22 protein-coding genes and 1 tRNA gene are annotated in these 23,392 nt (G+C 63.4%); 6 read left to right on the forward strand and 17 right to left on the reverse strand.

The features are described from left to right. The first annotated feature begins 2 nt into the window (after positions 1-2). The 3 genes from AC1RZR_RS10995 (at position 3) to AC1RZR_RS11005 (ending at position 3,407) form a co-directional block, all read left to right on the forward strand. Entirely contained in the window at positions 3-1,553 is a 1,551-nt protein-coding gene (locus AC1RZR_RS10995; protein WP_477277720.1) for a cation:proton antiporter, read from the forward strand. Positions 1,554-1,642: 89 nt separating this feature from the next. Continuing rightward, complete coding sequence (locus AC1RZR_RS11000; RefSeq protein WP_481828519.1) at positions 1,643-2,554, forward strand: endonuclease/exonuclease/phosphatase family protein; 912 nt, start codon at positions 1,643-1,645, stop codon at positions 2,552-2,554. 7 nt (positions 2,555-2,561) lie between these two features. Further along, positions 2,562-3,407 (forward strand): EamA family transporter, encoded by an 846-nt coding sequence (locus AC1RZR_RS11005; protein WP_477277716.1) that lies wholly within the window; start codon positions 2,562-2,564, stop codon positions 3,405-3,407. A 64-nt stretch (positions 3,408-3,471) separates the two neighbouring features. On the opposite strand, the gene AC1RZR_RS11010 is transcribed toward AC1RZR_RS11005, so the two are convergent. From AC1RZR_RS11010 to AC1RZR_RS11075, 14 genes are all read right to left on the reverse strand, one after another. Then, positions 3,472-4,689 carry an MFS transporter gene (locus AC1RZR_RS11010; RefSeq protein WP_481828520.1) on the reverse strand — a complete coding sequence of 406 codons (1,218 nt, stop codon included), beginning with the start codon at positions 4,687-4,689 and terminating at the stop codon, positions 3,472-3,474. A 90-nt stretch (positions 4,690-4,779) separates the two neighbouring features. Next, positions 4,780-5,121, reverse strand: coding sequence for a Dabb family protein (locus tag AC1RZR_RS11015; RefSeq protein WP_481828521.1), 342 nt, complete (start codon positions 5,119-5,121; stop codon positions 4,780-4,782). Beyond that, positions 5,111-6,739 (reverse strand): GMC family oxidoreductase, encoded by a 1,629-nt coding sequence (locus AC1RZR_RS11020; RefSeq protein ID WP_481828522.1) that lies wholly within the window; start codon positions 6,737-6,739, stop codon positions 5,111-5,113. The genes AC1RZR_RS11015 and AC1RZR_RS11020 overlap by 11 nt, the downstream gene beginning before the upstream one ends. A gap of 12 nt (positions 6,740-6,751) precedes the next feature. Further along, a complete protein-coding gene (locus AC1RZR_RS11025; RefSeq protein ID WP_481828523.1) occupies positions 6,752-7,513 on the reverse strand; it encodes a 3-ketoacyl-ACP reductase in 762 nt (253 codons plus the stop codon). After that, positions 7,510-9,027: a GMC oxidoreductase gene (locus AC1RZR_RS11030; RefSeq protein WP_481828524.1), complete on the reverse strand. Its 1,518-nt coding sequence runs from the start codon at positions 9,025-9,027 to the stop codon at positions 7,510-7,512. Before AC1RZR_RS11030 ends, AC1RZR_RS11025 begins: the two co-directional genes overlap by 4 nt. A gap of 5 nt (positions 9,028-9,032) precedes the next feature. After that, positions 9,033-10,148 (reverse strand): ABC transporter ATP-binding protein, encoded by a 1,116-nt coding sequence (locus AC1RZR_RS11035; RefSeq protein ID WP_477277704.1) that lies wholly within the window; start codon positions 10,146-10,148, stop codon positions 9,033-9,035. Between the two features lie 4 nt (positions 10,149-10,152). After that, positions 10,153-11,097, reverse strand: coding sequence for a carbohydrate ABC transporter permease (locus AC1RZR_RS11040; RefSeq protein ID WP_481828525.1), 945 nt, complete (start codon positions 11,095-11,097; stop codon positions 10,153-10,155). Next, entirely contained in the window at positions 11,094-12,050 is a 957-nt protein-coding gene (locus tag AC1RZR_RS11045; RefSeq protein ID WP_477277700.1) for a carbohydrate ABC transporter permease, read from the reverse strand. The genes AC1RZR_RS11040 and AC1RZR_RS11045 overlap by 4 nt, the downstream gene beginning before the upstream one ends. A 90-nt stretch (positions 12,051-12,140) precedes the next feature. Continuing rightward, entirely contained in the window at positions 12,141-13,394 is a 1,254-nt protein-coding gene (locus tag AC1RZR_RS11050) for an ABC transporter substrate-binding protein (protein WP_477277698.1), read from the reverse strand. 59 nt (positions 13,395-13,453) lie between these two features. Continuing rightward, positions 13,454-14,965 (reverse strand): aldehyde dehydrogenase family protein, encoded by a 1,512-nt coding sequence (locus tag AC1RZR_RS11055; RefSeq protein WP_477277696.1) that lies wholly within the window; start codon positions 14,963-14,965, stop codon positions 13,454-13,456. A 14-nt stretch (positions 14,966-14,979) separates the two neighbouring features. Next, positions 14,980-15,756, reverse strand: coding sequence for an enoyl-CoA hydratase/isomerase family protein (locus tag AC1RZR_RS11060; RefSeq protein ID WP_477277694.1), 777 nt, complete (start codon positions 15,754-15,756; stop codon positions 14,980-14,982). Further along, the gene (locus AC1RZR_RS11065; protein WP_481828526.1) at positions 15,749-17,350 is read right to left on the reverse strand and encodes an acyl CoA:acetate/3-ketoacid CoA transferase; all 1,602 of its coding nucleotides are present in this window, start codon (positions 17,348-17,350) and stop codon (positions 15,749-15,751) included. Before AC1RZR_RS11065 ends, AC1RZR_RS11060 begins: the two co-directional genes overlap by 8 nt. Continuing rightward, positions 17,347-18,363: a Gfo/Idh/MocA family protein gene (locus AC1RZR_RS11070; protein WP_477277690.1), complete on the reverse strand. Its 1,017-nt coding sequence runs from the start codon at positions 18,361-18,363 to the stop codon at positions 17,347-17,349. The genes AC1RZR_RS11065 and AC1RZR_RS11070 overlap by 4 nt, the downstream gene beginning before the upstream one ends. Then, positions 18,360-19,418, reverse strand: coding sequence for a LacI family DNA-binding transcriptional regulator (locus AC1RZR_RS11075; protein WP_477277688.1), 1,059 nt, complete (start codon positions 19,416-19,418; stop codon positions 18,360-18,362). Before AC1RZR_RS11075 ends, AC1RZR_RS11070 begins: the two co-directional genes overlap by 4 nt. A gap of 243 nt (positions 19,419-19,661) precedes the next feature. On the opposite strand from AC1RZR_RS11075, the gene AC1RZR_RS11080 reads away from it, so the two are divergent. Continuing rightward, on the forward strand, positions 19,662-20,822 hold the full coding sequence (locus tag AC1RZR_RS11080) for a dihydrodipicolinate synthase family protein (RefSeq protein WP_477277686.1): 1,161 nt from the start codon (positions 19,662-19,664) through the stop codon (positions 20,820-20,822). Positions 20,823-20,852: 30 nt separating this feature from the next. Further along, positions 20,853-21,650, forward strand: a complete 798-nt coding sequence (locus AC1RZR_RS11085; RefSeq protein ID WP_477277684.1) for a M15 family metallopeptidase — start codon at positions 20,853-20,855, stop codon at positions 21,648-21,650. Between the two features lie 61 nt (positions 21,651-21,711). Here the strand turns inward: AC1RZR_RS11085 and AC1RZR_RS11090 are convergent. The 3 genes from AC1RZR_RS11090 to AC1RZR_RS11100 form a co-directional block, all read right to left on the reverse strand. Continuing rightward, positions 21,712-21,812 (reverse strand) — tRNA-Val (locus AC1RZR_RS11090). A gap of 106 nt (positions 21,813-21,918) precedes the next feature. After that, positions 21,919-22,137 carry a hypothetical protein gene (locus AC1RZR_RS11095; protein ID WP_481828527.1) on the reverse strand — a complete coding sequence of 73 codons (219 nt, stop codon included), beginning with the start codon at positions 22,135-22,137 and terminating at the stop codon, positions 21,919-21,921. A gap of 54 nt (positions 22,138-22,191) precedes the next feature. Further along, positions 22,192-22,386, reverse strand: coding sequence for a hypothetical protein (locus tag AC1RZR_RS11100; protein ID WP_477277680.1), 195 nt, complete (start codon positions 22,384-22,386; stop codon positions 22,192-22,194). 589 nt (positions 22,387-22,975) lie between these two features. On the opposite strand from AC1RZR_RS11100, the gene AC1RZR_RS11105 reads away from it, so the two are divergent. Beyond that, on the forward strand, positions 22,976-23,179 hold the full coding sequence (locus AC1RZR_RS11105) for a hypothetical protein (protein ID WP_477277678.1): 204 nt from the start codon (positions 22,976-22,978) through the stop codon (positions 23,177-23,179). Positions 23,180-23,392: the final 213 nt, after the last annotated feature.

Raw genomic sequence — 23,392 nt, forward strand, 5'->3', positions numbered from 1 at the left:
TCATGGCTCTTTTCGAACTGACCCTTGTCCTGCTTTTGACCGCAGTCGCGCTGACGGCGCTGTCGCGGCGGCTGGAGATACCCTATCCTTCACTGCTGGCTCTGGCCGGCGTCGGTCTCGCTTTCGTACCGGGCGCGCCGACGATCGAGATCGACCCGGAGCTGGCGCTGGCGCTGTTCATCGCGCCCGTGCTTCTGGATGCCGCCTACGACACATCGTTGCGGGACCTCAACCGCTATCGGCTGCCGCTCGTGGCTCTGGCGCTCGGCGCCGTCACCTTCACCACGGCGATCGTTGCTTTCGTCGGCTGGAAAATGGCCGGACTGCCGATTGCCGCGGCGATAGCGCTCGGCGCCATCGTGGCGCCGCCCGACGCGGTCGCGGCGTCGGCCGTGCTCGGGCAGTTCAAGGTGCCGCACCGCATCACCGCCATCCTGCAGGGTGAGAGCCTGCTCAACGATGCCACCGCGCTCCTGATCTACCGGTTGGCGGTTTCGGCGACGCTCGGCACGATCATGCTGAGCAACGCCATACCGACGATCCTGTTGTCGACGATCGGCAGCCTGGTCGCGGGTTATCTGCTTGGCCGCTTCTCGCTGCTGACGCTCACCAGGATCGAGGATGCGGCGAGCAGCACGGTGGTGCAATTCGCCGGAACTTTCGGCGTCTGGATCCTGGCCGACAGGCTGGGCCTTTCGGCCATCATCACCATCGTCGTCTATGCCATGACCATCGCACGCAGGGCGCCGCGCCGTATGTCGGCAAGGCGGCGCGTCAGCACCTATTCGGTCTGGGAGTCGGCGGTCTTCGTGCTCAACGTGCTGGCCTTTGTTCTGATGGGCCTGCAGGCCCGGTCGATCGTCGGCCGGCTTGCCGGGGAAGGGCAGGGCGAGGCGTTCGTCTTCGCCGCAACGGTGCTTGCCGTCGTCATCGTGTCGCGCCTCGTCTGGGTGCTGGGTTACGGCGTCATCATACGATCGCTTGCCCGCTTCGGCAGCGAGGACCAAAGGCGAGAAGCGCCGTCGGTTCGTGGCGGTGTGCTTGTCGGCTGGTGCGGGATGCGCGGGCTGGTGACGCTGGTGGCCGCCATTGCCTTGCCGGCCAACTTTCCCGGTCGCGATCCGATCGTGCTTGCCGCCTTCGCGGTCGTCCTTGGCACGCTGGTGCTGCAAGGGATGACGCTGAAGCCGCTGCTGCGCCTGCTCAACTTCGACCCGGACACGACAGTCGACCGCGAAGTGGCGCAGGCACGTGTCGCCGTCATGCAGGCGGCGCTCAACGTGTTGAGCGGCAAGACTTCGAATGCGGCTGCCGCCGTGCGGGAACAATATACGGCCCAGCGCACGATCGCCGAAAACCCGGAAAACGCTCAGGCGGCGACGGAGTATGACCGGCTGCGCCTCTATGCCATCAACAGCCAGCGCGACGCGCTGGAGGAACTGCGCCGCAATGGCACGATCGGCGATGAGGCCTATCACCGACTGGAGGAGGAGATCGACTGGACGGAGCTGGCAGCTTCGCCGGCTGGCCGGTTCCAGCCGCTGACGACCTAGCTGCTGGCCCAGTTCCGCCATCCGCCCGGTACATTGCAACCGTGGCACCGAACCGTTACTGCCATCAGCGAAATTGAGCCGGATAAGCAATGAAGCTGGTCAGCTACAACATCCAGTACGGGTTCGGCAGCGACGGCCGCTATGATCTTTCGCGTGCCGCCCGCATCGTGGCCGGCGCGGATATGATTGCGCTGCAAGAGGTGGAGCGGCACTGGCAGCGCAGCAACCACGACGACCAGCCGGAGCTGCTTTCCCGCCTGCTGCCGGACTATCACTGGGTCTATGCCCCGGCCTTCGATATGGATGCCAGCGAGCGGCGTGATGGCCACCTGGTCAACCGACGCCGTCAGTTCGGCACCATGGTGCTGTCGAGACTGCCGATCGTCTGGTCGCGGCTGCATGCGCTGCCGATGCGCCGCACGCTGCGGCCGCTCAACACCCGCAATGCGGCGCTCGAATGCATGATCCGCACTCCGGCCGGCCCGGTCCGGGTGCTGTCGTTGCATCTCGCCCATATCGCGGTCGAAGAGCGGCTGGAGCAGATCGACTATCTGCTTGCCGAGCATCGCCGTGCGCCCTCCGACGGCGGGCCGTGGAGCGGCGCCGATGACGAGCCTGCCCGCCACTGGAGTAATGGCGAGCCGGAGCCTGAGAACCCAATGGCGGCGATCTGGCTGGGCGATTTCAACATGGAGCCGGGCAGCGCCGAATACAGCCGCATCGTCGGCAGCACGCCCTATCATCGAGGCGCTGCCTACCTCGATGGCTTTGTCGATGCCGCTGCCGTTGCCAGCGAGCCGCCAGCGGATTTCCACACCCACGTGAAGACCATCGACGGCAAGGTGGCAAAGCGCCGGCTCGACCATTGCTTCGTCGGCGGCATGTTTGCGGGGCGCGTGCGCTCGGTGAGCGCCGACATGGGTGAGGTCGCGTCGGACCATTTTCCGCTGCGGATCGACATCGATCTCGAGACGCCGCTCGCGATGGAGCGCGGCGGATGAGCCTGATATGACGCTCTTCGTCTTCTTCGCGGTGCTTGCCGCCGCGGCCATGCACGCGATCTGGAACGCGCTGGTCAAGGTCCATCTCGACCGCTTCCTGTCGATCACACTGATGACGCTCGGGATGGGCGCTGCTGCCCTCGTGGTGCTGCCCTTCGTCGAGGTGCCGAAAGCCGAAGTGTGGCCCTACATCATGGCCTCGGTGCTCTTCCACATGGGCTACCGGACCTTCCTGATCGGCGCCTACCGGGCGGGCGATTTTGCCCAGACCTATCCGCTGGCGCGCGGCACAGCACCCCTGCTGGCGGCCCTTGGAGGCATGTTCGTGGTCGCCGAGGTGCCGGCGCCGCTTGCCATTCTCGGCATTTTTCTGCTGTCGACCGGCACGCTGGTGATGTCGTTTCGCGGCGGCGCGCATCTGGAGAAGCTGAACCTGCGTGCGGTCGGCTTTGCGCTGGGCACCTCGATTTTCATCGCCAGCTATACGCTGTCCGACGGCAGCGGCGCGCGGCTGGCCGCCACCGCGCAGAGCTATGCCGCCTGGCTGTTCATCTGCGATGCCATTGGCGCGCTGGTGCTGTGCCTCATCCTACGCGGGCCCAGGGCGCTGCCGGTGCTGGCGCGCGACTGGAAGGTGGGCCTGTTCACCGGTGTGCTCAGCGGCGCGGCCTACTGGATCGTGATGTGGGCGATGACCAAGGCGCCGATCGCCTCGGTGGCGTCGCTGCGCGAAACCTCGATCCTGTTCGCCATGATGATCTCGGTGTTCGCGCTCGGCGAGAAGATGACGGGCTGGCGCGGTGCCGCCGCGCTCAGCATCGTTGCCGGTGTCGTTGCGCTCAGGCTGGGCTGAGCATGATCCCGAAAAGTTGCAGACTTTTCGGAAAAGATCATGCGTGAAAAACCAGCCAGATCTTTCAGCCCAGCACCGTCATTACCTGGCCGCGCCGTTCCGGGCTGAAGCGGATGACGACGATGATGCAGACGGCGACCACGCCGGCAAAAAGCGCCAGCGCATAGCCATAGCTGCCCCCGACCCTTTCCGCGATGCCTGCCTGGTAAGGGCCGCCGTAGGAGGCGGCGAGATTTCCGGCCTGATAGATGAAGCCGGGCAAGGTTGCGCGAACCGACCCGGGCGAAAGCTCGTTGAGGTGCACCGGGATGACACCCCAGGCGCCCTGGACCGCGACCTGCATGACGAAGGCGCCGATGGCGAGCATGAAAGGCGTGGTGCTGTAGGCCCACAGCGGAATCGATGGCAAGGCGATCAGGCACGCCAGGGTGATGGCGTTGACGCGGCCGATCTTCTCCGACAGCGCACCGAACGCCAGGCCACCGACGATGGCGCCGATATTGGCAACGATGGTGATCCAGCTCACCGTGTGCGGATCGAAACCATGCTGCTTCTTGAGGAAGGTCGGGTAGAGGTCCTGCGTACCATGGCTGAAGAAATTGAAGAACATCATCAGCACGACGGCATAAAGCGCAACACCCCAATGCTTCTGCAACGTCTCCAAAAGACCCGGTCTGGCGGTCTTCTGCGCTTCGACGAAAGCCGGCGATTCCGGCACATGCGAGCGGATGAAGAGCACGATCAGTGCGGGCAGGAAGCTGAGCAGGAACATGGCGCGCCAGCCGATCGTGTAGCCGCCGATCGTTTGTTGATAGAGCAGGCCATAGACCACCGCTGCCAGGAGGTAGCCGGTCGGGTAACCGCATTGCAGGATGCCCGAAACCATTCCGCGGGCGCTGGGCGGGATGGATTCCATGGCGAGCGAACTGCCAAGCCCCCATTCGCCGCCCATGGCGATACCGAACAGGGCACGAAGCGCCAGGAAGATGCCAAGATTGGGCGAGAAGGCGGCCAATGCCCCGATCACAGAATAGCTGACGATGTTGAGCATGAGGATGGGCTTGCGCCCGTATTTGTCGGCAAGCATGCCGAAGAAGAATGCGCCGATGAAGCGCGTCGCCAAGGTCAGGAACAGCGCCTTCGAGACTGCCGGGACATCGGTCTGGAATTCTGTCGCAATATCCGTGAGCAGGAATGTCAGAAGGAAGAAATCAAAGGCATCGAGCGTCCACCCCAGGAATGAGGCCAGGACGGTTTTCTTCTGTTGGGCGTTGAGGTTCAAGACGTGCTCCTTTGCCATCCCCCGGGCAACGATATGTCGCCCGGTTCGCAAAAGAGAACAGCCATCAGCCGGCTTTCGAAAAGCCGGCGGTCACTTTTTCGTAAGGTCGAGATCGAAGACCATCAACCCGTCGGTGCCGCCTTCGAGGGCTGCAACCAGCCGGGCGCCAGCGCGCTGATGGGCTTCATGCACCAGATAGGCGTCGCGGGCGGCGGCATCGCGGAAATCGATGGTGAAGCCGTGCGTGAAGCTGCGCGCGAACGGCTCAGGGCTGACATTGGCGCTGAATTCGACGGTGTCCATCCCGTCGATCACTTGTCGCAGCGCCTCGAGGTCAGCACGGATCGCCGCACGCTCGGCGGCGGAAATTTCATTGCGAAACCTAGCAAAAACACAGTGCCGGATCATCGTCAGGGTTCCTTCAAGCTGCACGGTTTCCGGAAAACACCGCCGGCGGAAGCGGCTCGCGGCCAAGGACCAGGTCGGCGCCCTTCTCGCCGACCATGATGGTCGGCGCATTGGTGTTGGAGGAGGGCACGCGCGGCATCACCGAGGCGTCGCAGACCCGCAGGCCTTCGATACCGCGCAGCCGCAGATCGGGCGTCACCACCGCCATGTCGTCGTGGCCCATACGGCAGGTGCCGACGGGATGGTGGTCGGTCTTGGAGCTGCGGCAAGCATAGTCGAACAGCTCGTCGTCGCTGGCGAGCGACGGGCCGGGCAGCACTTCGCGCAGTACGTAGGGCTGAAGCGCCTTCTGCCGCATGATCTCGCGCGCCAGCCTCAGTCCCTTGATCGACATGGCGCGATCGTAGGGATCGGACCAGTAGTTCGGATCGATCAGCGGATGGTCGGCCGGGTCGGCGCTCTTCAGGCGCACCGTGCCGCGCGAGCGCGGCCGCAGGAAGGCCGAATTCAAGGTGACGCCCGGGTTGTTCAGTTTCTCGACACCGGCCTCGATGCCGGAGCCGAGGCCGAGATGGAACTGGATGTCGGGCGAGGCGGCGGTCGGGTCGGCGTACCAGAAGCCGCCGGTCTCGAACAGGCTGGAGGCCACCGGTCCCTTTTTCAGCAGCAGATATTGCAGGCCGGCCCAGGCCGTGCGGTGCAGCTTGGCGTAATTGTCATAGGTGTGGTCGCCGGTGCATTCGGCGATGACGAACAGATCGAGATGGTCCTGCATGTTGGAGCCGACGCCGGGCAGATCATGCACCGGCGTGACGCCAACCGCCTTCAGGTGGTCGGCAGGACCGATGCCCGACTGCATCAACAGCTTCGGCGAGCCGATGGCGCCGGAGGAGACGATCACCTCGCGCCCGGCGCGGAGGATTTTCTTCTCGCCGCCCGGCCTGTCCACGGTCTCGACACCGATGGCGCGGCCTTTCTCTACGACAATGCGCGTCACCAGCACGTCGGTCCTGACGGTGAGGTTCTTGCGGGCGCGGATCGGTCTGAGGTAGGCGACCGAGGCGGATGAACGGCGTGCATCCTTCTGGGTCAGCTGGTAATAACCGACGCCTTCCTGGCTGGCGCCGTTGAAATCCGGATTGAAGGGAATGCCCATCTCCTGGCCGGCGCGGAAATAGGCCTCGCAGATCGGCAGCGGCGAAATCGGGTTCGACACACCGAGCGGACCCTGGTCGCCATGAAAGTCGTTGGCGTAGCGCTGGTTGTTCTCGGCGCGTTTGAAATAGGGCAGCACATCGCGGTAGCCCCAGCCGGCGAGACCCTCTTCCTTCTCCCAGGCGTCGTAGTCGCGGGCATTGCCGCGCGTGTAGATCTGGGCGTTGATGGATGAGCCGCCGCCAACCACCTTGGCCTGCGTGTACCAAAACACGCGGTCCTTCATGTGCTTCTGAGGCACGGTAGACCAGCCCCAGGAGGCGATGCCCTTGGTCATCTTGGCGAAGCCCGCCGGCATATGGATATAAGGATGCCAATCCTTGCCGCCAGCCTCCAGCAGCAGCACCGAATTCGCCGGATCCTCGCTCAGCCGGTTGGCCAGAACGCAACCGGCGGGTCCGGCACCCACGATGATGTAGTCGGTCATGACACTGTCCACTTACAGTCGCGGCACGGAGAGCGCGCCGTCGACATTGATGATCGAGCCAGTCGAAAAGCCGAGCTTGCCGCCGGCCAAGGTCGCTACCACCGCGCCGATGTCCGACGCTTCGCCCCAGCGCTTTGCCGGCACCAACCCACCGTCGATCAAGGCGCCGTATTTGGCGGTTACGCCTGACGTCATGTCGGTGCGGATGATGCCTGGTCGCACCTCGAACACAGCGATGTTTTCGGCGGCGAGCCTGAGCGCCAGGTTCTTCACCCACATCGACAGCCCGGCTTTCGAGATGCAGTAGTCCGGCCGTTCCGGCGACGCCATTTCGGCGCTGACCGAGGTGATGGTGATGATCGATTTCGGGTGATCGCCCGGTGTAGCCAGCATCGCTCTGGCGACGGCCTGGCTGAGAAACACGGTGCCGCGCAGATTGACGCCGAGCGCCCGGTCGAAGTTCTCCGGCTTGAGGGCCAGGAGGTCGCCGCGCACGACGGCGCCGACGCCGGCATTGTTGACCAGACAATCGATGCGGCCGAAGGCGCGCATCGCTGCGTCGACCAGTGCTATGTGACTGTCGAGATCGGCAATGTCGCAGCTGATATAGGCGAATTTTGCGCCCCGCGTGGTGATGACGTCGGCAAGTCCATCGGCGGGTTTTTCGGCAAGGTCGGCGACCAGAATATCGAAGCCGGACTCCGCCAGCGCCTGGGCGCAGGCAAGTCCGATGCCGCGCGCGCCGCCGGTGACGATGGCTGCGGGACGGGTCATGCTGCTAATTCCGTCTTGCGGATGTGGTCGGCGACGCGCAGCGCTTGTGCGGCGATCGACAATGCCGGGTTGACGGCGGCCGAGTTCGGCAGGAAGCCGCCATCGACGACGAACAGGTTCCGGTGATCGAAGGATTGGCAGAACGGATCGAGCGGCGAGGTCGCCGGATCGTCGCCCATCTTCACCGTGCCGCACTGGTGCGAGGGCGTGCGCTTGTCGAAGGGGCGCGACAGCACGATCGGATAGCCGCAGGCGCGGAAGTTTTCACGCATCACCTTGGTCAGCCCGTCGAGCGACTGCATGTTGGAGCGCCGCCACTGCATGACGATGTCCTTGCCGTCGACCATGATGCGGCTTTCGGGGTCGGGAAGGTCCTCGCACATCAGGTACCAGTCGACGGCGTGACCGGCGATGAAATCGAGCGCGAATTTCGGCGCGAACTTTACATTGGCGCTGAGAATGTTGCCGTCGATCTTGCCGAGAAGCTGGACGTTGCCGAGTGGCTTGCCCCCCTTGCCGTCGGACAGGTAGTAGTCGTTCAGCATCAGCGTTTTCTGGTAGACGGCGTCGTTCCTGTGGCGCGGATCGATCGCCAGCATGGCACTGGAATTGTGGTTCATGAAGTTGCGGCCGACCTGGTCGGAGCGGTTGGCGAGGCCCTTGCCACTTCCCTTGCCGTTGGCGGGTGAGGGCGAGCGCAGCAGGATGACGGCGGAATTGATCGCGCCGGCACAGAGGATGACCAGCTTCGGCGTCAGCTTTTTCAATTCGCCGTTCTGCCGGTAGTGAATGGCGGCGATGGTTTTGCCGTCGGCCGAGGCTTCGAGATATTCGACATAAGCGCCGGTCTCGAGCTTGATGTTCGGGTCGGTCAGCGCCGCCGTCAGCGGTCCCGTTTGCGCGTCGACCTTGCCTTGCCCGGTGTTGGGGAAAGCGTCCCAGCCGGTCTTGCCGTCTTTCAGCCAGGTGTCAATGTCGACGCCGAGCGGCAGCGAGGCCGGATGCAGGCCAAGGCCCTTGAGCTCGGCGCGGGCGCGCGCGATCGGCGCCTCGTCGGGCACCGGCTTGAAGGCATAGGGCGTCGAATGGAAGGGCTCGGTCGGATCTTCGCCCAGCGTGCCGCGCACACGAAACAGCTGCTCGGCCTTCGAGTACCAGGGCTCGAATTGCTCATAGGAAAACGGCCATGCCGGCGAGACCCCGCCAAAGTGCTCCATGGCGGAGAAATCCTCTTTACGGTAGCGGATCAGCACCGCGCCGTAGAATTTCGAATTGCCGCCGACATAGTAGTAGTTGCCAGGGTTGAAGGCCGCGCCGCCGGCTTCGCGCCACATCTCCTTCGGCCGGTAGTGGCCGTCGACGAAGATGGACCGCGTGTCGCGCGCATGCGGCGTTGCTGGCAACGGCTCGCCACGCTCCAGCATCAGCATCGACGCACCGCAACCAGCCAGACCGGAGGCGATCGTGGCGCCGCCGATGCCGGAGCCGATGATGACGATGTCCGGATTTGCCATGGCCGTCAGCGAATGCGGTTCTCGGTCGCCGGGTCGAAGAACACCGCCTTGGTCAGGTTGAAGGCGAGCGGCGTGCTGGTGCCGGGCTGAATGTTGGCGTCGGCGCGCAGCCGCGCCACCACGCCCTTGCCGCCAAGATTGGTGACGGCGAAGGTGTCCGAGCCTGCCGGTTCCACCACCTCGATATGGCAGTCGGCGGTGGCGATGTTGGAGGCGTTGCGCTCCGCGCCTTCCGGATCGGTCAGGGCTTCGGGGCGGACGCCGAAGATGATCGGCTTGCCCTGGAATGCCGACAGGCCTGCCGGTGCGTTGGCCATAGGCAGCGAGATCGGGTCGCGCGCCTCGCGCTGCAGCACGACGGACAGCGCGTTGCCGTTGGTGCCGATCGTCGCGGGGATCAGGTTCATCGCCGGCGAACCCATGAAGTCGGCAACGAAGAGATTGGTCGGGTTGTTGTAGATCTCGGCCGGGGTGCCGAACTGCTGCACCTCGCCGTCGCGCATGACGGCGATCTTGGTCGCCAGCGTCATCGCCTCGATCTGGTCGTGGGTGACATAGACGATGGTGGTGCCGGTGGTGGCGTGCAGGCGCTTTATCTCGATGCGCATGTCGACGCGCAGCTTGGCGTCGAGGTTGGACAAAGGTTCGTCGAACAGGAACAGCTTGGGGTCGCGCACCAGCGCCCGGCCCATGGCGACGCGCTGGCGCTGGCCGCCGGAAAGCTGGCTCGGCTTGCGCTGCAGCAGGTGGCCGATCTGCAGCACCTTGGCCACCTTGTCGATCGCCTTCTGACGCTCTGCCGCCGGCACGCCGCGCATCTCCATGCCGAAGGAGATGTTCCCGGCCACCGTCATGTTCGGGTAGAGCGCATAGCTCTGGAACACCATGGCAATGTCGCGCTTCGACGGATGCAGATCGTTGATGGCGCGCCCTTCGACGCGGATTTCGCCCGAAGTGATCGTTTCGAGGCCGGCGATGGTGTTGAGCAAAGTGGACTTGCCGCAGCCGGACGGGCCGACCAGCACCAGGAAGCCGCCCTTATCGAGTTCGACGTCGATCCCCTTGAGGATCTCGACCTGGCCGAAGCGCTTTCTCAGGCCATCAATTTCCAGAAAAGCCATCAGATTATCCTTTGACGGCGCCCGCCATCAGACCGCGCACGAAATAGCGGCCGGCGAGCACATAGACGAGAAGGGTGGGCAACGCCGCAATCATCGCGGCCGCCATGTTGACGTTGTATTCGACGACGCCTGTCGAGGTGTTGACGACGTTGTTGAGCGCCACCGTCATCGGCATCGCGTCGCCGGTTCCGGCGTAGGCCGAGGCGAACAGGAAATCGTTCCAGATGTTGGTGAACTGGTAGATCACGGTGACGACGAAGATCGGCATCGAGTTCGGCAGCATGATGCGGCGGAAGATCTGGAAGAAGGAGGCGCCGTCGACCTGCGCCGCCTTGACCAGCTCGGTCGGGAACGCCTCGTAATAGTTGCGGAAGAACAGCGTGGTGAAGCCGATGCCGTAGACGACGTGGACGAAGACCAGATTGACCGTCGGGTTGCCGAGGCCGAAGCTGGTTCCGGTCGCATTCTGCAGCGTCACGCCGAAACGGCCGATGCTGCCTAGGATCGTCGCCATCGGCAACAGCACCGACTGGAACGGGATGAAGCAGGCGAACAGCATCAGCCCGAACACCAGTGTCGCGCCACGAAAACGCCATTTGGTCAGCACGTAGCCGTTGAGCGCGCCGAGCATGGTCGAAATTAGCACCGCCGGAACCACCATCTTGATGGAGTTCCAGAAATAACCCTTGATGCCGGCGCAGGTGAGGCCGACGCAGGTCTCGCCCCAGGCCTTCAGCCACGGGTCGAAGGTCGGCGCTTGCGGCAGCGCCAGCATGTTGCCGTTTTGGATCTCGTCCATGGTCTTGAACGAGGTGACCAGCATGACGAACAGCGGCATCAGGTAGAACAGCGCGAACAGCGCCAGCAGCCCGTAAATGATGATGCGGTTGATGAGCTTGACGTTGACGCCGCCGGAGGCCTGGCGGGCGGGAGTGGTAACAGCGCTCATCGCGGCTTCTCCCGCAGTTCGGAATAGAGGTACGGCACGATGATGGCGACGATGGTCATCAGCATGATCACGGCGCTGGCCGAGCCGACGGCCATCTCGTTGCGCTTGAAAGTGTATTCATACATGAAGTTCGACGGCAGCCAGGCCGAGCCGCCGGGGCCGCCGCTGGTCAGCGCCACGACAAGGTCATACGACTTGATGGCGAGGTGTGCGAGCACGATGAAGGCCGACAGGAAGATCGGCCGCAGCAGCGGAATGACGATGCGGCGATAGAGCTGGAAGGTGGTGGCGCCGTCGATCTGCGCCGCCTTCATGATCTCGCCGTCAATGCCGCGCAGTCCGGCCAGGAACATGGCCATGATGAAGCCGGAGGCCTGCCAGACGCCGGCGATGACCACGGTGTAGATGACGAAATCCTTGTTCTTGATCCAGTCGAAATGGAAACTCGTCCAGCCCCATTGATGCAATGTCTGCTCGAGGCCGAGGCCGGGATCGAGGAACCATTTCCAGGCAACGCCAGTGACGATGAAGGACAGCGCCATCGGGTAGAGATAGATCGGCCTCAGCACGCCTTCGCCGCGGATCTTCTGGTCGAGCAGGATGGCCAGGAACAGGCCGAGCGCCAGGCAGATGAAGATGTAGAGAAAGCCGAAAATGCCCATGTTGGTGATCGACGTGTACCAGCTCGATGGCGGGTCGGTGTCGAAGGTCCAGCCCCACAGCCGCCGGTAGGCGCGGGGACCGGTGATGACATAGGACGGGAAGGTCTTTGAATTGGTGAAGGACAGATAGATCGTCCACAGGATGAAGCCGTAGACGAAGACGATGGTGATGGCGAAGCTCGGCGCCAGCACGATCTTCGGTAGCGCGTCCTGCAGGCGCGAGCGCACAGAGGCGCGCGGACGGGCGTGCTCCGGCGTCAGCTTGATCTGGCTTGTCGCTACCGTGCTCATAGGGCTCCTCCCGTCGACGCGAGGCCAACCAGGTTCGCGGATCGGAGCCTTCCCCGCCGGAGCGGGGAAGGCGTTTTGGGTGTGTGACGCTTACCTGGCGTCGTCGATCGCCTTGACCAGTTCGGTCACGGCTTCGTCCGAGGTCTTGATCTGGCCGTGGACGAACTTGGTCACGACATCCTTGTAGGCGTTGGCGATCGCCGGAGGCGCGCCGTAACCCTGCGCAAGCGAGCCGAACAGCGTGCCCTTCTCGTTAGCGGCTTTCAGGTCGGCAATGCCTTTCTTGCCGCAAGCGTCGAAGTCGGTGTCAGGCACGTCGGTACGGGCCGGAACCGAACCCTTGACGACGTTGAAGGCCGACTGGAAGCTCTTCGACAGGGTGGCGGTCGCAAGTGCGGCCTGGGCGGCCTTGCGATCGTCCGCAACATCGAACATGCCGAACATGTCGGAGTTATAAACGACACTGCCGTCGGTTCCCGGGAAGCGATAGCACAGGAAGTCGGTGCCCGGGGTCTTCTTGGCGGCATGGAACTCGCCCTTGGCCCAGTCGCCCATGACCTGCACCAGGGCATCGCCCTTGATGACCATGGCGGTGGCCAGGTTCCAGTCGCGGCCCGAGAAGTTCGGGTCGACATAGGTGACGAGCTTGGCCAGGTTGTCGAACGACTTCTTCATCGTGTCGGACTTGAGCGAAGCGTCGTCGAGGTCGTTGAAGGCCTTCTTGTAGAACTCAGGTCCTCCGGTCGACAGCACGACCGAGTCGAACATGGTGGCTTCCTGCCAGTTCTGGCCGCCGAGAGCGAGCGGGATGACGCCCGCCGCCTTGGCCTTGTCGAGCAGGGCAATGAGGTCGTCGAAGGTCTTCGGCTCGGTGCCGCCGATCTTGTCCATCACCGCCTTGTTGATCCACAGCCAGTTGACCGAATGGACGTTGACGGGCACCGCGACCCATTTGCCTTCATAGATGGTAAACTTTTGCAGCGCCGCGGGAACAGCCTTGTCCCAACCTTCCTTGACGGCGATGGCGGTGAGGTCTCCCATCTTGCCGGCTGCCGCATAGTCGAGCACGGTGTAGCCGAGCATCTGGGAAGCCGTCGGCGGATTGCCGGCTGCCACCATTGCCTTCAGCGCGACCATTGCGGGGTCGCCGCCACCGCCGGACACCGGCACGTCCTTCCAGGCATAGCCTTCCTTGGCCAGGTCCTGCTTGAGGACGTTGAGAGCAGCCGCTTCGCCGCCCGACGTCCACCAATGCAGCATCTGCACTTCCTTGACGTCCTCGGCATGGGCCGCGAAAGCAAGGCCCGATGCGAGAGCCGTTCCAATAAGAAGTTTGCGCAACATGTACTTCCTCCCTTGTTGCATCTACACGACCGGCGGATGCCCGCCGGGTTCTTCTCAACTCAGCCGACCCACCATCCGGTGCGCTGGCCGCGATGAAACTGGATTGTCTTTTCTTCGGTATAATCCTCGACAGCGCGTTTGCCGAGTTCGCGTCCGAGACCGGACTGCTTGTAGCCTCCGAATGGCAGCTCGGGATAACCTTCCATGAACGTGTTTACCCAGACGGTTCCCGAACGCACATTCCGCGCCACCGACATACAGGTGTCGATGCTGGCGCTCCATACGCCCGCAGATAAACCATAAGGCGTGTTGTTGGCGATGTGCAACGCCTTTTCAATCGATTCAAAAGTCAGCACCGAGAGCACTGGCCCGAACACTTCCTCGCGCGCTATGGCCATGTCCTCGGTGACGCCGCGGATGATGGTGGGATCGAGGTACTGGCCGGCATTCGAGGCCAACTGCTTGCCGCCGCTGTAGACGCTGCTGCCGTTGCTTGCCGCTGCCGCGACGTAGTCTGTCACCTTGGCCAGATGGTCTGAAGAGATCATCGCGCCGACCTTGGTGCTGTCATCAAGCGGATCGCCGACGGTCACCCTGGCGGTGAGCGCCTTGACCGTGCTGAGAAAATCGTCGGCGATCGCCTCGTGCACGATCAGCCGGCTGCCGGCATTGCAGCATTCGCCGGCATTGAAGAAGCCGCCGAACACCGCCGCGTCGGCGGCCGCTTCGAGGTCCGCATCGGGGAAGACGATCTGACCGTTCTTGCCGCCGAGTTCCATCGAGACTTTCTTCAGCGAGTGCGCGGCCGATGCCATGGTCGTCTTGCCGACGCGGGTTGAGCCGGTGAACGAGACCATCTCGACCAGCGGATGGCTGACCATCGGTGCGCCGACATCGGCGCCCACGCCGGCGAGGATGTTGACGACGCCGGCGGGCAGGCCGGCCTGCATCAGGATATCACCGAGCACGAAGGTCGAGGCCGAGGTCATTTCGCTCGGCTTGACCACCGCCGTGCAGCCGGCGGCCAGCGCGAAGGGCAGTTTCTGGCTGACGATGAGGAACGGGAAGTTCCACGGCGTGATGATCGAGACGACGCCGATCGGCTCGCGCAGCACGACACCCAGCATGGTGTCGCCGAGATTGGCGTAGGATTCGCCGTGCAGCGTGCGGGCGAGCGAGGCGGCATAGCGCCAGATGTCGACGGCGCCGCCGATCTCGCCGCGCGCCTGGGCGATCGGCTTGCCCGATTCCAGCGCATCGAGCCGTGCGATATCTTCCAGCCGTGCCTCGATCAGATCGGCCGTTTTGAGCAGGATCGCGGCGCGCTCGGACGCTTTCATGCGCGGCCACGGACCGGTGTCGAACGCCTTGTGCGCGGCCTGCACCGCGGCTTCGACTTCGGCTTCGCCGGCCTGTGCATAATGCGAGACGGTGAAGCCGTGGCCTGGGCTCTTGCGCTCCAGCGTGCGGCCGTCGCGGGCATCGACATGCTTGCCGTCGATCAGCAGCCGATAGGTTCCTGGCGCTGCGGATGCCTCGGCGGGCATGATGATGTTGAGGGGGGCGTTCATCTAGTTCGGAATCCTCAGGATCTTGAAAATGCGGGTTTCTGCTTGGTCTTGAAAGCACCGACGCCGGCCTTGAGATCGCCGGTCAGGGCGATGAAGCCGCTGGCCAGCGCTTCGGTCGCGGCGGCACTTTCCTCGCCTTCGGCCACGGCGATCATCAATTTGGCGGCCTCTGTCGCCAGCGGGCCGCGCTCGGCGATCTTTCCGGCCCAGGCCCTGGCTTCGGTCAGGCCGCTGCCGGTTTCGACCACCCGGTCGACCACGCCAAGGGCCAGCGCTTCGGGAGCAAGCAGAATCTCGCCGCCCAATGCCATGCGCCGCACTGTTTGCGCGCCGAAGCGGCGTACGGCACGCTGCGTGCCGGACCAGCCCGGGACGACGCCGATCGAGGTTTCCGGAAATCCGAGCTTGACGTGTGTCTCCGCAACGCGGAAGTCGCAGGCGACCGCCAGTTCCAGCCCGCCGCCCAGCGCATGGCCGGACAGCACGGCGATGGTCGGCTGCCGCAGCCGCGCCAGCCGGTCGAAGACGCGGTGGCCGTAGCGTACCCATTGCACCTGGAAATCGGCGGCGCTCATCTGCGCCCACGCCTCGACATCGCCACCGGCGCAAAAGCCCTTGCCTTCGCCGCGCAGCAATACGACGCGCACATCGTTGGCCGCCTCCGCCTCGTCGAGCGCTATCTCCAGCGCCCGCAGCATCGGAATATCAAGCGCGTTGAACTTTTCCGGCCGCCGCAAAGTGACGATGCCGATGGCGCCTTCAGTTTCAAAGGTGACGAGGCGATCAGTCATGCGCGCCTCCAAGCGAGGCGCCGCCATTCAGCGTCAGGCCGATCAACCGATCCTGGTAGAGAGCTCCCGGTGTCGTCTTGAGGTCCTTGGCGATACCGAGCGGAATCTCGGCCTGGGCCAGCACATCGCGCTGCAGGTCGATGCCGGGTGCGAGTTCGGTGACGACCAAACCGTCCGGCGTCAGCTTCATCACGCAGCGCTCGGTGACGTAGGTGATGTCCTGCCCCTGCGCGACCGCGCGCTTGCCCGAGAAGGAGATGTGCTCGACCTCGCTGACGATTTTCTTGACCTTGCCCTCCTGGTCGATGCGGATGCCGCCATCGGCCAATGAGAGTTTTGCCCCAGCATTGAAGAAGCCGGAGAAGACGATCTTCTTCGCCCGCGCCGTGATGTCGACGAAGCCGCCGGCCCCGGCGGTGACATGCGGCCGTGCAGACAGCTTCGACACGTTGACAGAGCCGTGGCGGTCGATCTGCAGGAAGGACAACAGCGAAGCGTCGAAGCCGCCGGCCTGGAAATAGATGAACTGGTGCGGCGAGGGCATGATCGCCTCGGCGTTCGAGGCGCAGCCGAATTTGAAGTCGAGCAGCGGCACGCCGCCGACAGCACCCTGTTCGATCACCCAGGTGACCTTGCCGTGCTGGCCTTCCTCGAGAAGGATGCGCGGCACATTGGCGGAGATGCCGAAGCCGATGTTGACGGCCATGCCGTCGCGAAGCTCCATGGCGACGCGGCGCGCGATCACCTTCTGGACGTTCATTTCGGCGTTGCGGAAGCTTGACAGCGGCCGGAAGATCTCGCCGGAGATTGCCGGATCATAGGGCGTCAGCGTCGTCTGCAACTGGTCGGGCGCGACGACGATGTGGTCGACCAGCACGCCGGGCACGCGCACGTCATGCGGCTTCAACGTGCCGTTCTCGACGACGCGCTTGACCTGCGCAATGACGACGCCGCCATTGTTACGGGCGGCCAGCGCCTGCTCCAGCCCGCCGAGATAGGCGCCCTCATGCTCGTAAGTGAGGTTGCCGCGCTCGTCGGCCGTGGTGGCGCGGATGATCGAGACATGCGGCACGATCGAGCGGAAATAGAGCCATTCCTCGCCGTCGAACTGCTGAACCGAAACGATCGGCTCGCTGGCGGCCGCGTTCATGGCGCAGCCCTGGTGGCGCGGGTCAGCGAAGGTGTCGAGGCCGACCTTGGTCAGCACGCCCGGCCGTTTGGCCGCGGCCTCGCGGTGCATGTCGAACAGGATACCAGACGGCACGTTGTAGGCGGCGACCGAATTGTCGCCGATCATCTTCCAGATCTGCGGCGGCTCGGACGAGGAGGGGCCTGACGGATAGGAGCCGCACAGTGTGCGCTTCAGCAGGCCGGGCTTGGCCAGATGGTCGATGCCCTTGATGCCATACATGTCGCCGGCGGCGATTGGGTGCAGCGTGGTGATGTCCTTCGGATGGCCTTCGCTGTCGAAGCGCTCGCCGATGGCGGCCAGCACTGCATCCGGACAGCCGAGACCGCTCGACGACGACACGGACACGACCATGCCATCCCTGATCAGGCCTGCTGCCTGGGCTGCGGAAACGACCTTGCTCAATTCTTGCTCCCGAGTTTCGGGTCGATCTTGACGGCTGTGCCGGAGCTGGCCGATTGCAGTGCGGCCTCGGCAGCGGTGAGCGACCAGATGCCGTCCTCGCCGGTGGCGGAAGGCTGGCCGTCGCCGCGGATCGCGGCGTGGAACTGGCGCAACGAGCGGGAATAGAGGTCCTCGCGGTCGAAGCCCAGCTCCTCCTCGCCGTTGGCTGTGCGCAGCAACACCGAGCCGACCGGCTTCTGCGTCATCACGTTGCTGGCGATCAGCGAGCCTTCCGAGCCATGCACCTCGAAGCCGGTGCCGGCGAATTTGGTGGTGAAGCCTTCATGCGACTGCGCGATGAGGCCGGATCTGAAACGCCAGATGCACATGGCGCCGTCTTCCAGCCCGCTGCCGGCCATGCCGGCCGACTGCGTGAAGGCCGAGACCTCGACCGGATCGTCGCCGAGCACGAAGCGCAGCGTGTCGGCATCGTGCACGGTGATGTCGAGCACCACGCCGCCGCCGGCCTCCGGCCTGGTGATGCGCCAGCCCTGCAGATTTTCCGGCAGATAGACGGAATGAAAGACGCGCGCGGCGATCGGCTTGCCGATATGGCCGGCGGCGATCGCGTCACGCATGGCGCGGTGCGCGCCGGCGTTGCGCAGATGGTGATTGGTGCCGAGCACGATGCCGGCGGCTTTTGCCGCGGCAACCATTGTGCGGGCGTCGGCGCTGGTCAGCGCCAGCGGCTTTTCGCACAGCACATGCTTTCCCGCCTTGATGGCAGCGAGTGCCTGTTCGAGATGCAGTTCGTTGGTGGTCGAGATGTAGACGGCGTCGATATCGGCACCGAGCAGAGCATCAAGCGTCGAGACAGCCAGCGGAATGCTGTTTTCCCCGGCATAGGCGGTGGCGCGCTCGGGGTTGGAACTCATCACGGCTGCGATCTCGCCATCGCCCTGCGCGCGGATGGCGTTGATCATGAACTGTCTGGCGATCGTGCTGGCGCCGATCAAGCCCCATCTGACGCTCATGCCGCGTCTCCCATTCCTGTGGGCCTGTTTCGGGTGCGGCGGTCTGGACCGCAGCTTTCCCTGACCACCAGATTGACCGCACCAATATGATCCTCGGCCCGCGTGGTGCGCGACTGGATCATTTTCAGCATGACATGGGCGGCACGCTCGCCAAGGCCGGCGGTGTCCACCGAAACGCTGGTCAAAGCCGGCGTGTAGTGTTCGGCCTCGACCACATCGTCGAAGCCGACGACGGCGAAATCCGCTCCCGGCTCAAGCCCGCGCTTGCGCAGCGCCAGCATGGCGCCAAATGCGACCGCGTCATTGAAGCACAAGGCCGCGGTCGGTGGCTCGGGCAGCGACAGAGCGTTTTCCAGGCAAGCAATGCCGCCCCTGCGGCTGGTCTCTCCTTCGACGACAGTCATGTCGCGGGCGGCGATGCCAAGCGTTTCGCAGGCTTCGCGAAAGCCGCCCAGCCGCTCGTGATAGACCACGAGGTCGGACGAGCCGCCAAAGAAGGCCAGCCGGCGGTGGCCCTTGCCGATGAGATGGGCGGCGGCAAGGTAGGCGCCGCGATGATTGTCGGGCGCGATCACCGGGATGCGGCTTTCCGGCAGGCGGCGCATGGCGAAAACGACCGGAACACCCGCCGTCTCCAGCCGCCGGAAGGCGCCCGGCGTCGTGCCGCGCGCCGGCGACACGATGAGGCCGGCGACACCTTGTTCCATCAGCGATTTCAGCACTTCTTCCTGGCGCACCGGATTTTCCGCCGTGTTGGCGATGAAAGGCACGATGCCTGCCGACTGGAAGACGCGCTCCATGCCGACCGCCAGTTCGGCGAAGAAAGGATTGGTGAGATCGTTGATGACCATGCCGATGACGTTGGAGTGAGCCTTGCGCAGATTGGCGGCGCCGCGGTTGTAGACGTAACCGACATCCTCGATCGCCTTGCGAACCTTGACCGCGGTCTCAGGCCGGATCAGCCCGCTGCCCTGGAGCACGAGCGATACCGTCGATTTGGACACGCCTGCTTCGCGGGCGATGTCGAATATCGTCGCCTTGGCCCGGCTGGCCATCCAGATGCATCCTCCCCGGTTTTCTAGGTCAATCTATTGGAACGTTCTAATCACTGCTCCCGCCCGGAGTCAATCGGGGTTCGTTCTGAATTTGAAAAATTGATCAGGAAAGGCCGGACAGCCCATTTTACAAGGCTTTTTGTGCTGCGGCGCAGCATTTGCCAGTGAATGGGTCCTGACTCCTAAAGGTTCTTGATTTATTGGAACGTTCCATTTATAGGCGCTGCAAAAGGGGAGAGAACTATGGACATTGTCTTGCCTGGTGAGGGTGGCCGCAACAGCCGCTACGCGCTGGTCGGCCAGCCGGTGCAGCCGGTGATCGGCGCGCGGTTTTCCCGCATCGCCTATGCCGCCGCCCATGTCGTTGCCGATCCGCTTGATATGACCGATCCATGGTCGCGGCCCGTGGTCGACTGGGACAGGACCATGGCTTTCCGGCATCATCTGTGGCGGCTGGGGTTCCGCATCGCCGAGGCGATGGACACGTCGCAGCGCGGCATGGGTTTCGACTGGACAAATGCCCAGGAATTGATCCGCCGCTCGATCGCGGAAGCGCGCACCGTCGAAGGCGCCGATCTCGCTTCGGGTGCCGGGACCGACCATCTGGTGGCAAGCGCCGCCAGGACTCTCGACGATGTCATCGCCGCCTATGAAGAGCAATTCGCTTTCATCGAAGGGCAGGGTGGCAAGGCGATCATGATGGCCAGCCGCGCGCTGGCGGCTATCGCCAGGGGCCCGGACGACTATGCGCGTGTGTACGACCGCATTCTGAGCCAGGCGTCCGGCAAGGTCATCCTGCACTGGCTGGGTGACATGTTCGATCCGGCACTGATGGGCTATTGGGGCAGCAGCGATTTCGAGGCAGCGCTCGATACCGTCGTCGCCATCATCGAACGTCACGCCGGCAAGGTGGAAGGGATAAAAATCTCGCTGCTCGATGCCAGCAAGGAGGTCGCGCTCAGGAACCGGCTGCCGGACGGCGTCGTCATGTTCACCGGCGACGACTTCAACTATCCCGAACTGATCGCGGGTGACGGCAGGAAACACTCGCATGCGCTGCTCGGCATTTTCGACGCGATCGCGCCGGTCGCCAATGCGGCGCTGGCCAAGCTGGCGAACGGCGACCGCGCCGGCTACGACGCACTGATGGCGCCGACCGTGCCGCTGTCACGAAAAATCTTCGAAGCGCCGACCGAATATTACAAGGCCGGCATCGTCTTCATGGCCTGGCTGAACGGCCACCAGGATCATTTCGCGATGGTCGGCGGCATGCAGTCGGCGCGCGGCATCCGTCACTACGCCGATGTCTTCTGCCTTGCCGACCAGGCAGGATTGCTGGCCGATCCGGATCTGGCGGTCGCCAGGATGAAAGGTCTTTGCGCCGTAGCGGGCATTTCGGAATAATGGGGGCTCGTGCGCTGAGGCCATACGGCAATGAAGCTAAGGATTTCCATCGTTTTCGTGGTTTTGCTGGCGGCGATTCCCCTATCATCTGCGCAAGGCGGTGATGGCGTCGATCAGGCTGGCGCCAAGGCTGCCCTGCTTGAAGCCTATCCCGGCCTTTTTACCATCTCGGGCAACACAGTGACGTGGTCGGATGGTGCCACAATGGTGTGGGATGATGGCAAGACCCGCACCCCTGAGGAGCTGATCAAGTCCCCCGATATCGAGGACATGTTTCACTACGTCTATCCGACGGCCAGTGCCGGAGACCTAATCCCTGACGTGGATTTCGATCCCGGGCGTATTGGCAACGAGGCTTTTTTCAAGAAACTTTATGGGGCCAGTGCCGCAGCGGTCGGCCATCATTTAACAAGCGTCAAATGGCTGCCCAAACTGGGCAAGTATCCGGTTCGGATAACCTCGCTCTTCGGCATTGACGCGCGCCTCTCCAAAATCTCGAATGCCTTGCAAGACATGCCCGTCGACACAAGCCGCTTCGGCCTCAAGCCGGGCGGCGGTTTCAATTGGCGGGTCATCGCCGGTACGGATCAACTCAGCGTCCATTCCTTCGGGGCCGCATTCGACATCAATGTCGGTTATTCCGACTATTGGTTCTGGAACAAGCCCAATGGCAAGGGCCGTATCCCGTTCAAGAACCGCATTCCCCTTTCAATCGTCACGCTGTTTGAAGGACAGGGGTTTATCTGGGGTGGGCGCTGGTATCACTACGACACCATGCATTTCGAATATCGGCCTGAATTGCTGATCTACAAGGAAAAGCAGGGATAGCCGACCCTTGGATGGCTGAGCAGCGGAAACTGGGCGCCATGTATTGATTGTCTGGATGGGATGGTGGGAGTGACAGGATTGAACCTGTGACCCCTGCAATGTCGATGCAGTGCTCGTCGACGGCCCGTCGCTCCATTTGCGAAGCGGCGAGCTCTCACCCCCCTGTCAGGCGGCGCCTTTATCACAAAGCCCATACAACAGGCGCCGGCCATTCCGCGAAGGCAGCCCTGCCATCGTGATATTAGCAGTTATGCAACTGCGACGCATTTCAACTTTGACGTATTGAAGCGGCCCTATGCGCCTTGGTTAAAATCGTACAGTCGAAATGCCTGCCGGACCTCTGGCGCTTCCTCGGCTTTGGCGTGATTTCCTCGATCCGCACCTTGTCGCCGATCTCCTTAGCGAGCGCGAGCGCCTTTTCCTTGTCCTTGGTGGTCAGCTCAGCGCGCCAGTGCGGCTTCTCGAACACGCTCACCATGTAGGTCATTGCCGGCTTATAGCCCAAGGGCATCCTTCACAGACCGCCAGCTCCGCCACCAGCCTAACTGACTATCTGGGAAAGATCGGCGATGTCGCCGTAGATCATCGAACCTTTGACGAGGTAGCACTTGCCACCCAGGACGTCGGCGAGTGAGCTTGACGCGGTGCAAACCGGCAAGTTCACCTTACGGTCCTTGGCATCGGCACAGCCGATGCTGATCGCGAGGATAGCGAGCATGAGAGTCGTTTTGCTCATATTTAGCCCCCCCCTAGAGCCAGCAGGCCCCCTGGGCAGCAAAACCGGGTTGCCGCCCTGCCTTGCCATTAGGTGGAGCAGGGGTTAAGTCGCGCCATCCCTCGATTGGATGACGCTGGCTCATCTATATTAGCTATCGCTGAAAGATCTGCATTAGCTAACGCTTGAAGAACCGCCGCAGGTCGCTCCTGTGGCGGACTTCTTCCTATGGTTTTATGTAGGACCTCGACCGCTTCGACGCTGATCAATGCATTGGTCAACCGAGGTTTTGTAACCGGCCGTAGGCCGCACCGGCCGTCCCGATCCGCGAGCGGCAGCACGGTCGGTTGCGGCTCACACGGATCATTTTAGAGAAATTGAATATTCGAATAAACGGCCTATAATTTGCCAGCCGGCAAAACCACCCCGTTTGCCGGTCAGGCCCGGCGGTCAAACCCCGAGCCCCCCGCCATGGCCGCCGGACCGCTGGAAAAACGATCGGCAACGCTACGACGGCGGTGGCGGGTGAGGCTGCGCAAAGAATCGGTGGCGGAGCGCTGACGGATAGGTCGGAATTCCTCACCGCAACCAGCGAAGGGAGGTCATTCCCATGCACACGGCAGCATTGCGGCTTCGATCGATCCGAGAAGTGTTATTGCCGCTGATGGGGTTTACCGACTGGCACGAAGGCGTCAGCGAAGAAGGCACGCCCATTTGGACACGTTACATCGCGAGAACGGACTCATGGGAGGTTCGTCCGATGACGCCCGAAGAGGAAGCCAAGGCTTTCTGGTGGTATCTTCCACCGTTTTGAGCGTCGTCCAGCGCGCCGCCGGCACAGGTCCCGCGGCTGAAAGCACAACGCCGTTGACGAACTAGCCTTGAAAGCCCGCGCCACGGAGGGACCGATGACGCGGGCCGGCCGACGTACCCACCAGCCTGCGACGGAGCCAAGAGCAGCGGCATCCGAAGCATGAACTCAAAACCGCTAATGTTCCCTCTCCAGGGCCCATCGCCTTCAGGCAGC

The organism is Mesorhizobium bavaricum (genome assembly GCF_056781655.1).

Coding starts and splice junctions, on each gene's coding strand:
- AC1RZR_RS11060 (WP_477277694.1), bottom strand. CDS start 15,756: ATGACTGATCGCCTCGTCACCTTTGAAACTGAAGGCGCCATCGGCATC.
- AC1RZR_RS11000 (WP_481828519.1), top strand. CDS start 1,643: ATGAAGCTGGTCAGCTACAACATCCAGTACGGGTTCGGCAGCGACGGC.
- AC1RZR_RS11070 (WP_477277690.1), bottom strand. CDS start 18,363: ATGAGCGTCAGATGGGGCTTGATCGGCGCCAGCACGATCGCCAGACAG.
- AC1RZR_RS11105 (WP_477277678.1), top strand. CDS start 22,976: ATGCACACGGCAGCATTGCGGCTTCGATCGATCCGAGAAGTGTTATTG.
- AC1RZR_RS11020 (WP_481828522.1), bottom strand. CDS start 6,739: ATGACCGACTACATCATCGTGGGTGCCGGACCCGCCGGTTGCGTTCTG.
- AC1RZR_RS10995 (WP_477277720.1), top strand. CDS start 3: ATGGCTCTTTTCGAACTGACCCTTGTCCTGCTTTTGACCGCAGTCGCG.
- AC1RZR_RS11040 (WP_481828525.1), bottom strand. CDS start 11,097: ATGAGCGCTGTTACCACTCCCGCCCGCCAGGCCTCCGGCGGCGTCAAC.
- AC1RZR_RS11075 (WP_477277688.1), bottom strand. CDS start 19,418: ATGGCCAGCCGGGCCAAGGCGACGATATTCGACATCGCCCGCGAAGCA.
- AC1RZR_RS11100 (WP_477277680.1), bottom strand. CDS start 22,386: ATGAGCAAAACGACTCTCATGCTCGCTATCCTCGCGATCAGCATCGGC.
- AC1RZR_RS11030 (WP_481828524.1), bottom strand. CDS start 9,027: ATGGCAAATCCGGACATCGTCATCATCGGCTCCGGCATCGGCGGCGCC.
- AC1RZR_RS11005 (WP_477277716.1), top strand. CDS start 2,562: ATGACGCTCTTCGTCTTCTTCGCGGTGCTTGCCGCCGCGGCCATGCAC.
- AC1RZR_RS11025 (WP_481828523.1), bottom strand. CDS start 7,513: ATGACCCGTCCCGCAGCCATCGTCACCGGCGGCGCGCGCGGCATCGGA.
- AC1RZR_RS11085 (WP_477277684.1), top strand. CDS start 20,853: ATGAAGCTAAGGATTTCCATCGTTTTCGTGGTTTTGCTGGCGGCGATT.
- AC1RZR_RS11080 (WP_477277686.1), top strand. CDS start 19,662: ATGGACATTGTCTTGCCTGGTGAGGGTGGCCGCAACAGCCGCTACGCG.
- AC1RZR_RS11055 (WP_477277696.1), bottom strand. CDS start 14,965: ATGAACGCCCCCCTCAACATCATCATGCCCGCCGAGGCATCCGCAGCG.
- AC1RZR_RS11095 (WP_481828527.1), bottom strand. CDS start 22,137: ATGACCTACATGGTGAGCGTGTTCGAGAAGCCGCACTGGCGCGCTGAG.
- AC1RZR_RS11035 (WP_477277704.1), bottom strand. CDS start 10,148: ATGGCTTTTCTGGAAATTGATGGCCTGAGAAAGCGCTTCGGCCAGGTC.
- AC1RZR_RS11045 (WP_477277700.1), bottom strand. CDS start 12,050: ATGAGCACGGTAGCGACAAGCCAGATCAAGCTGACGCCGGAGCACGCC.
- AC1RZR_RS11050 (WP_477277698.1), bottom strand. CDS start 13,394: ATGTTGCGCAAACTTCTTATTGGAACGGCTCTCGCATCGGGCCTTGCT.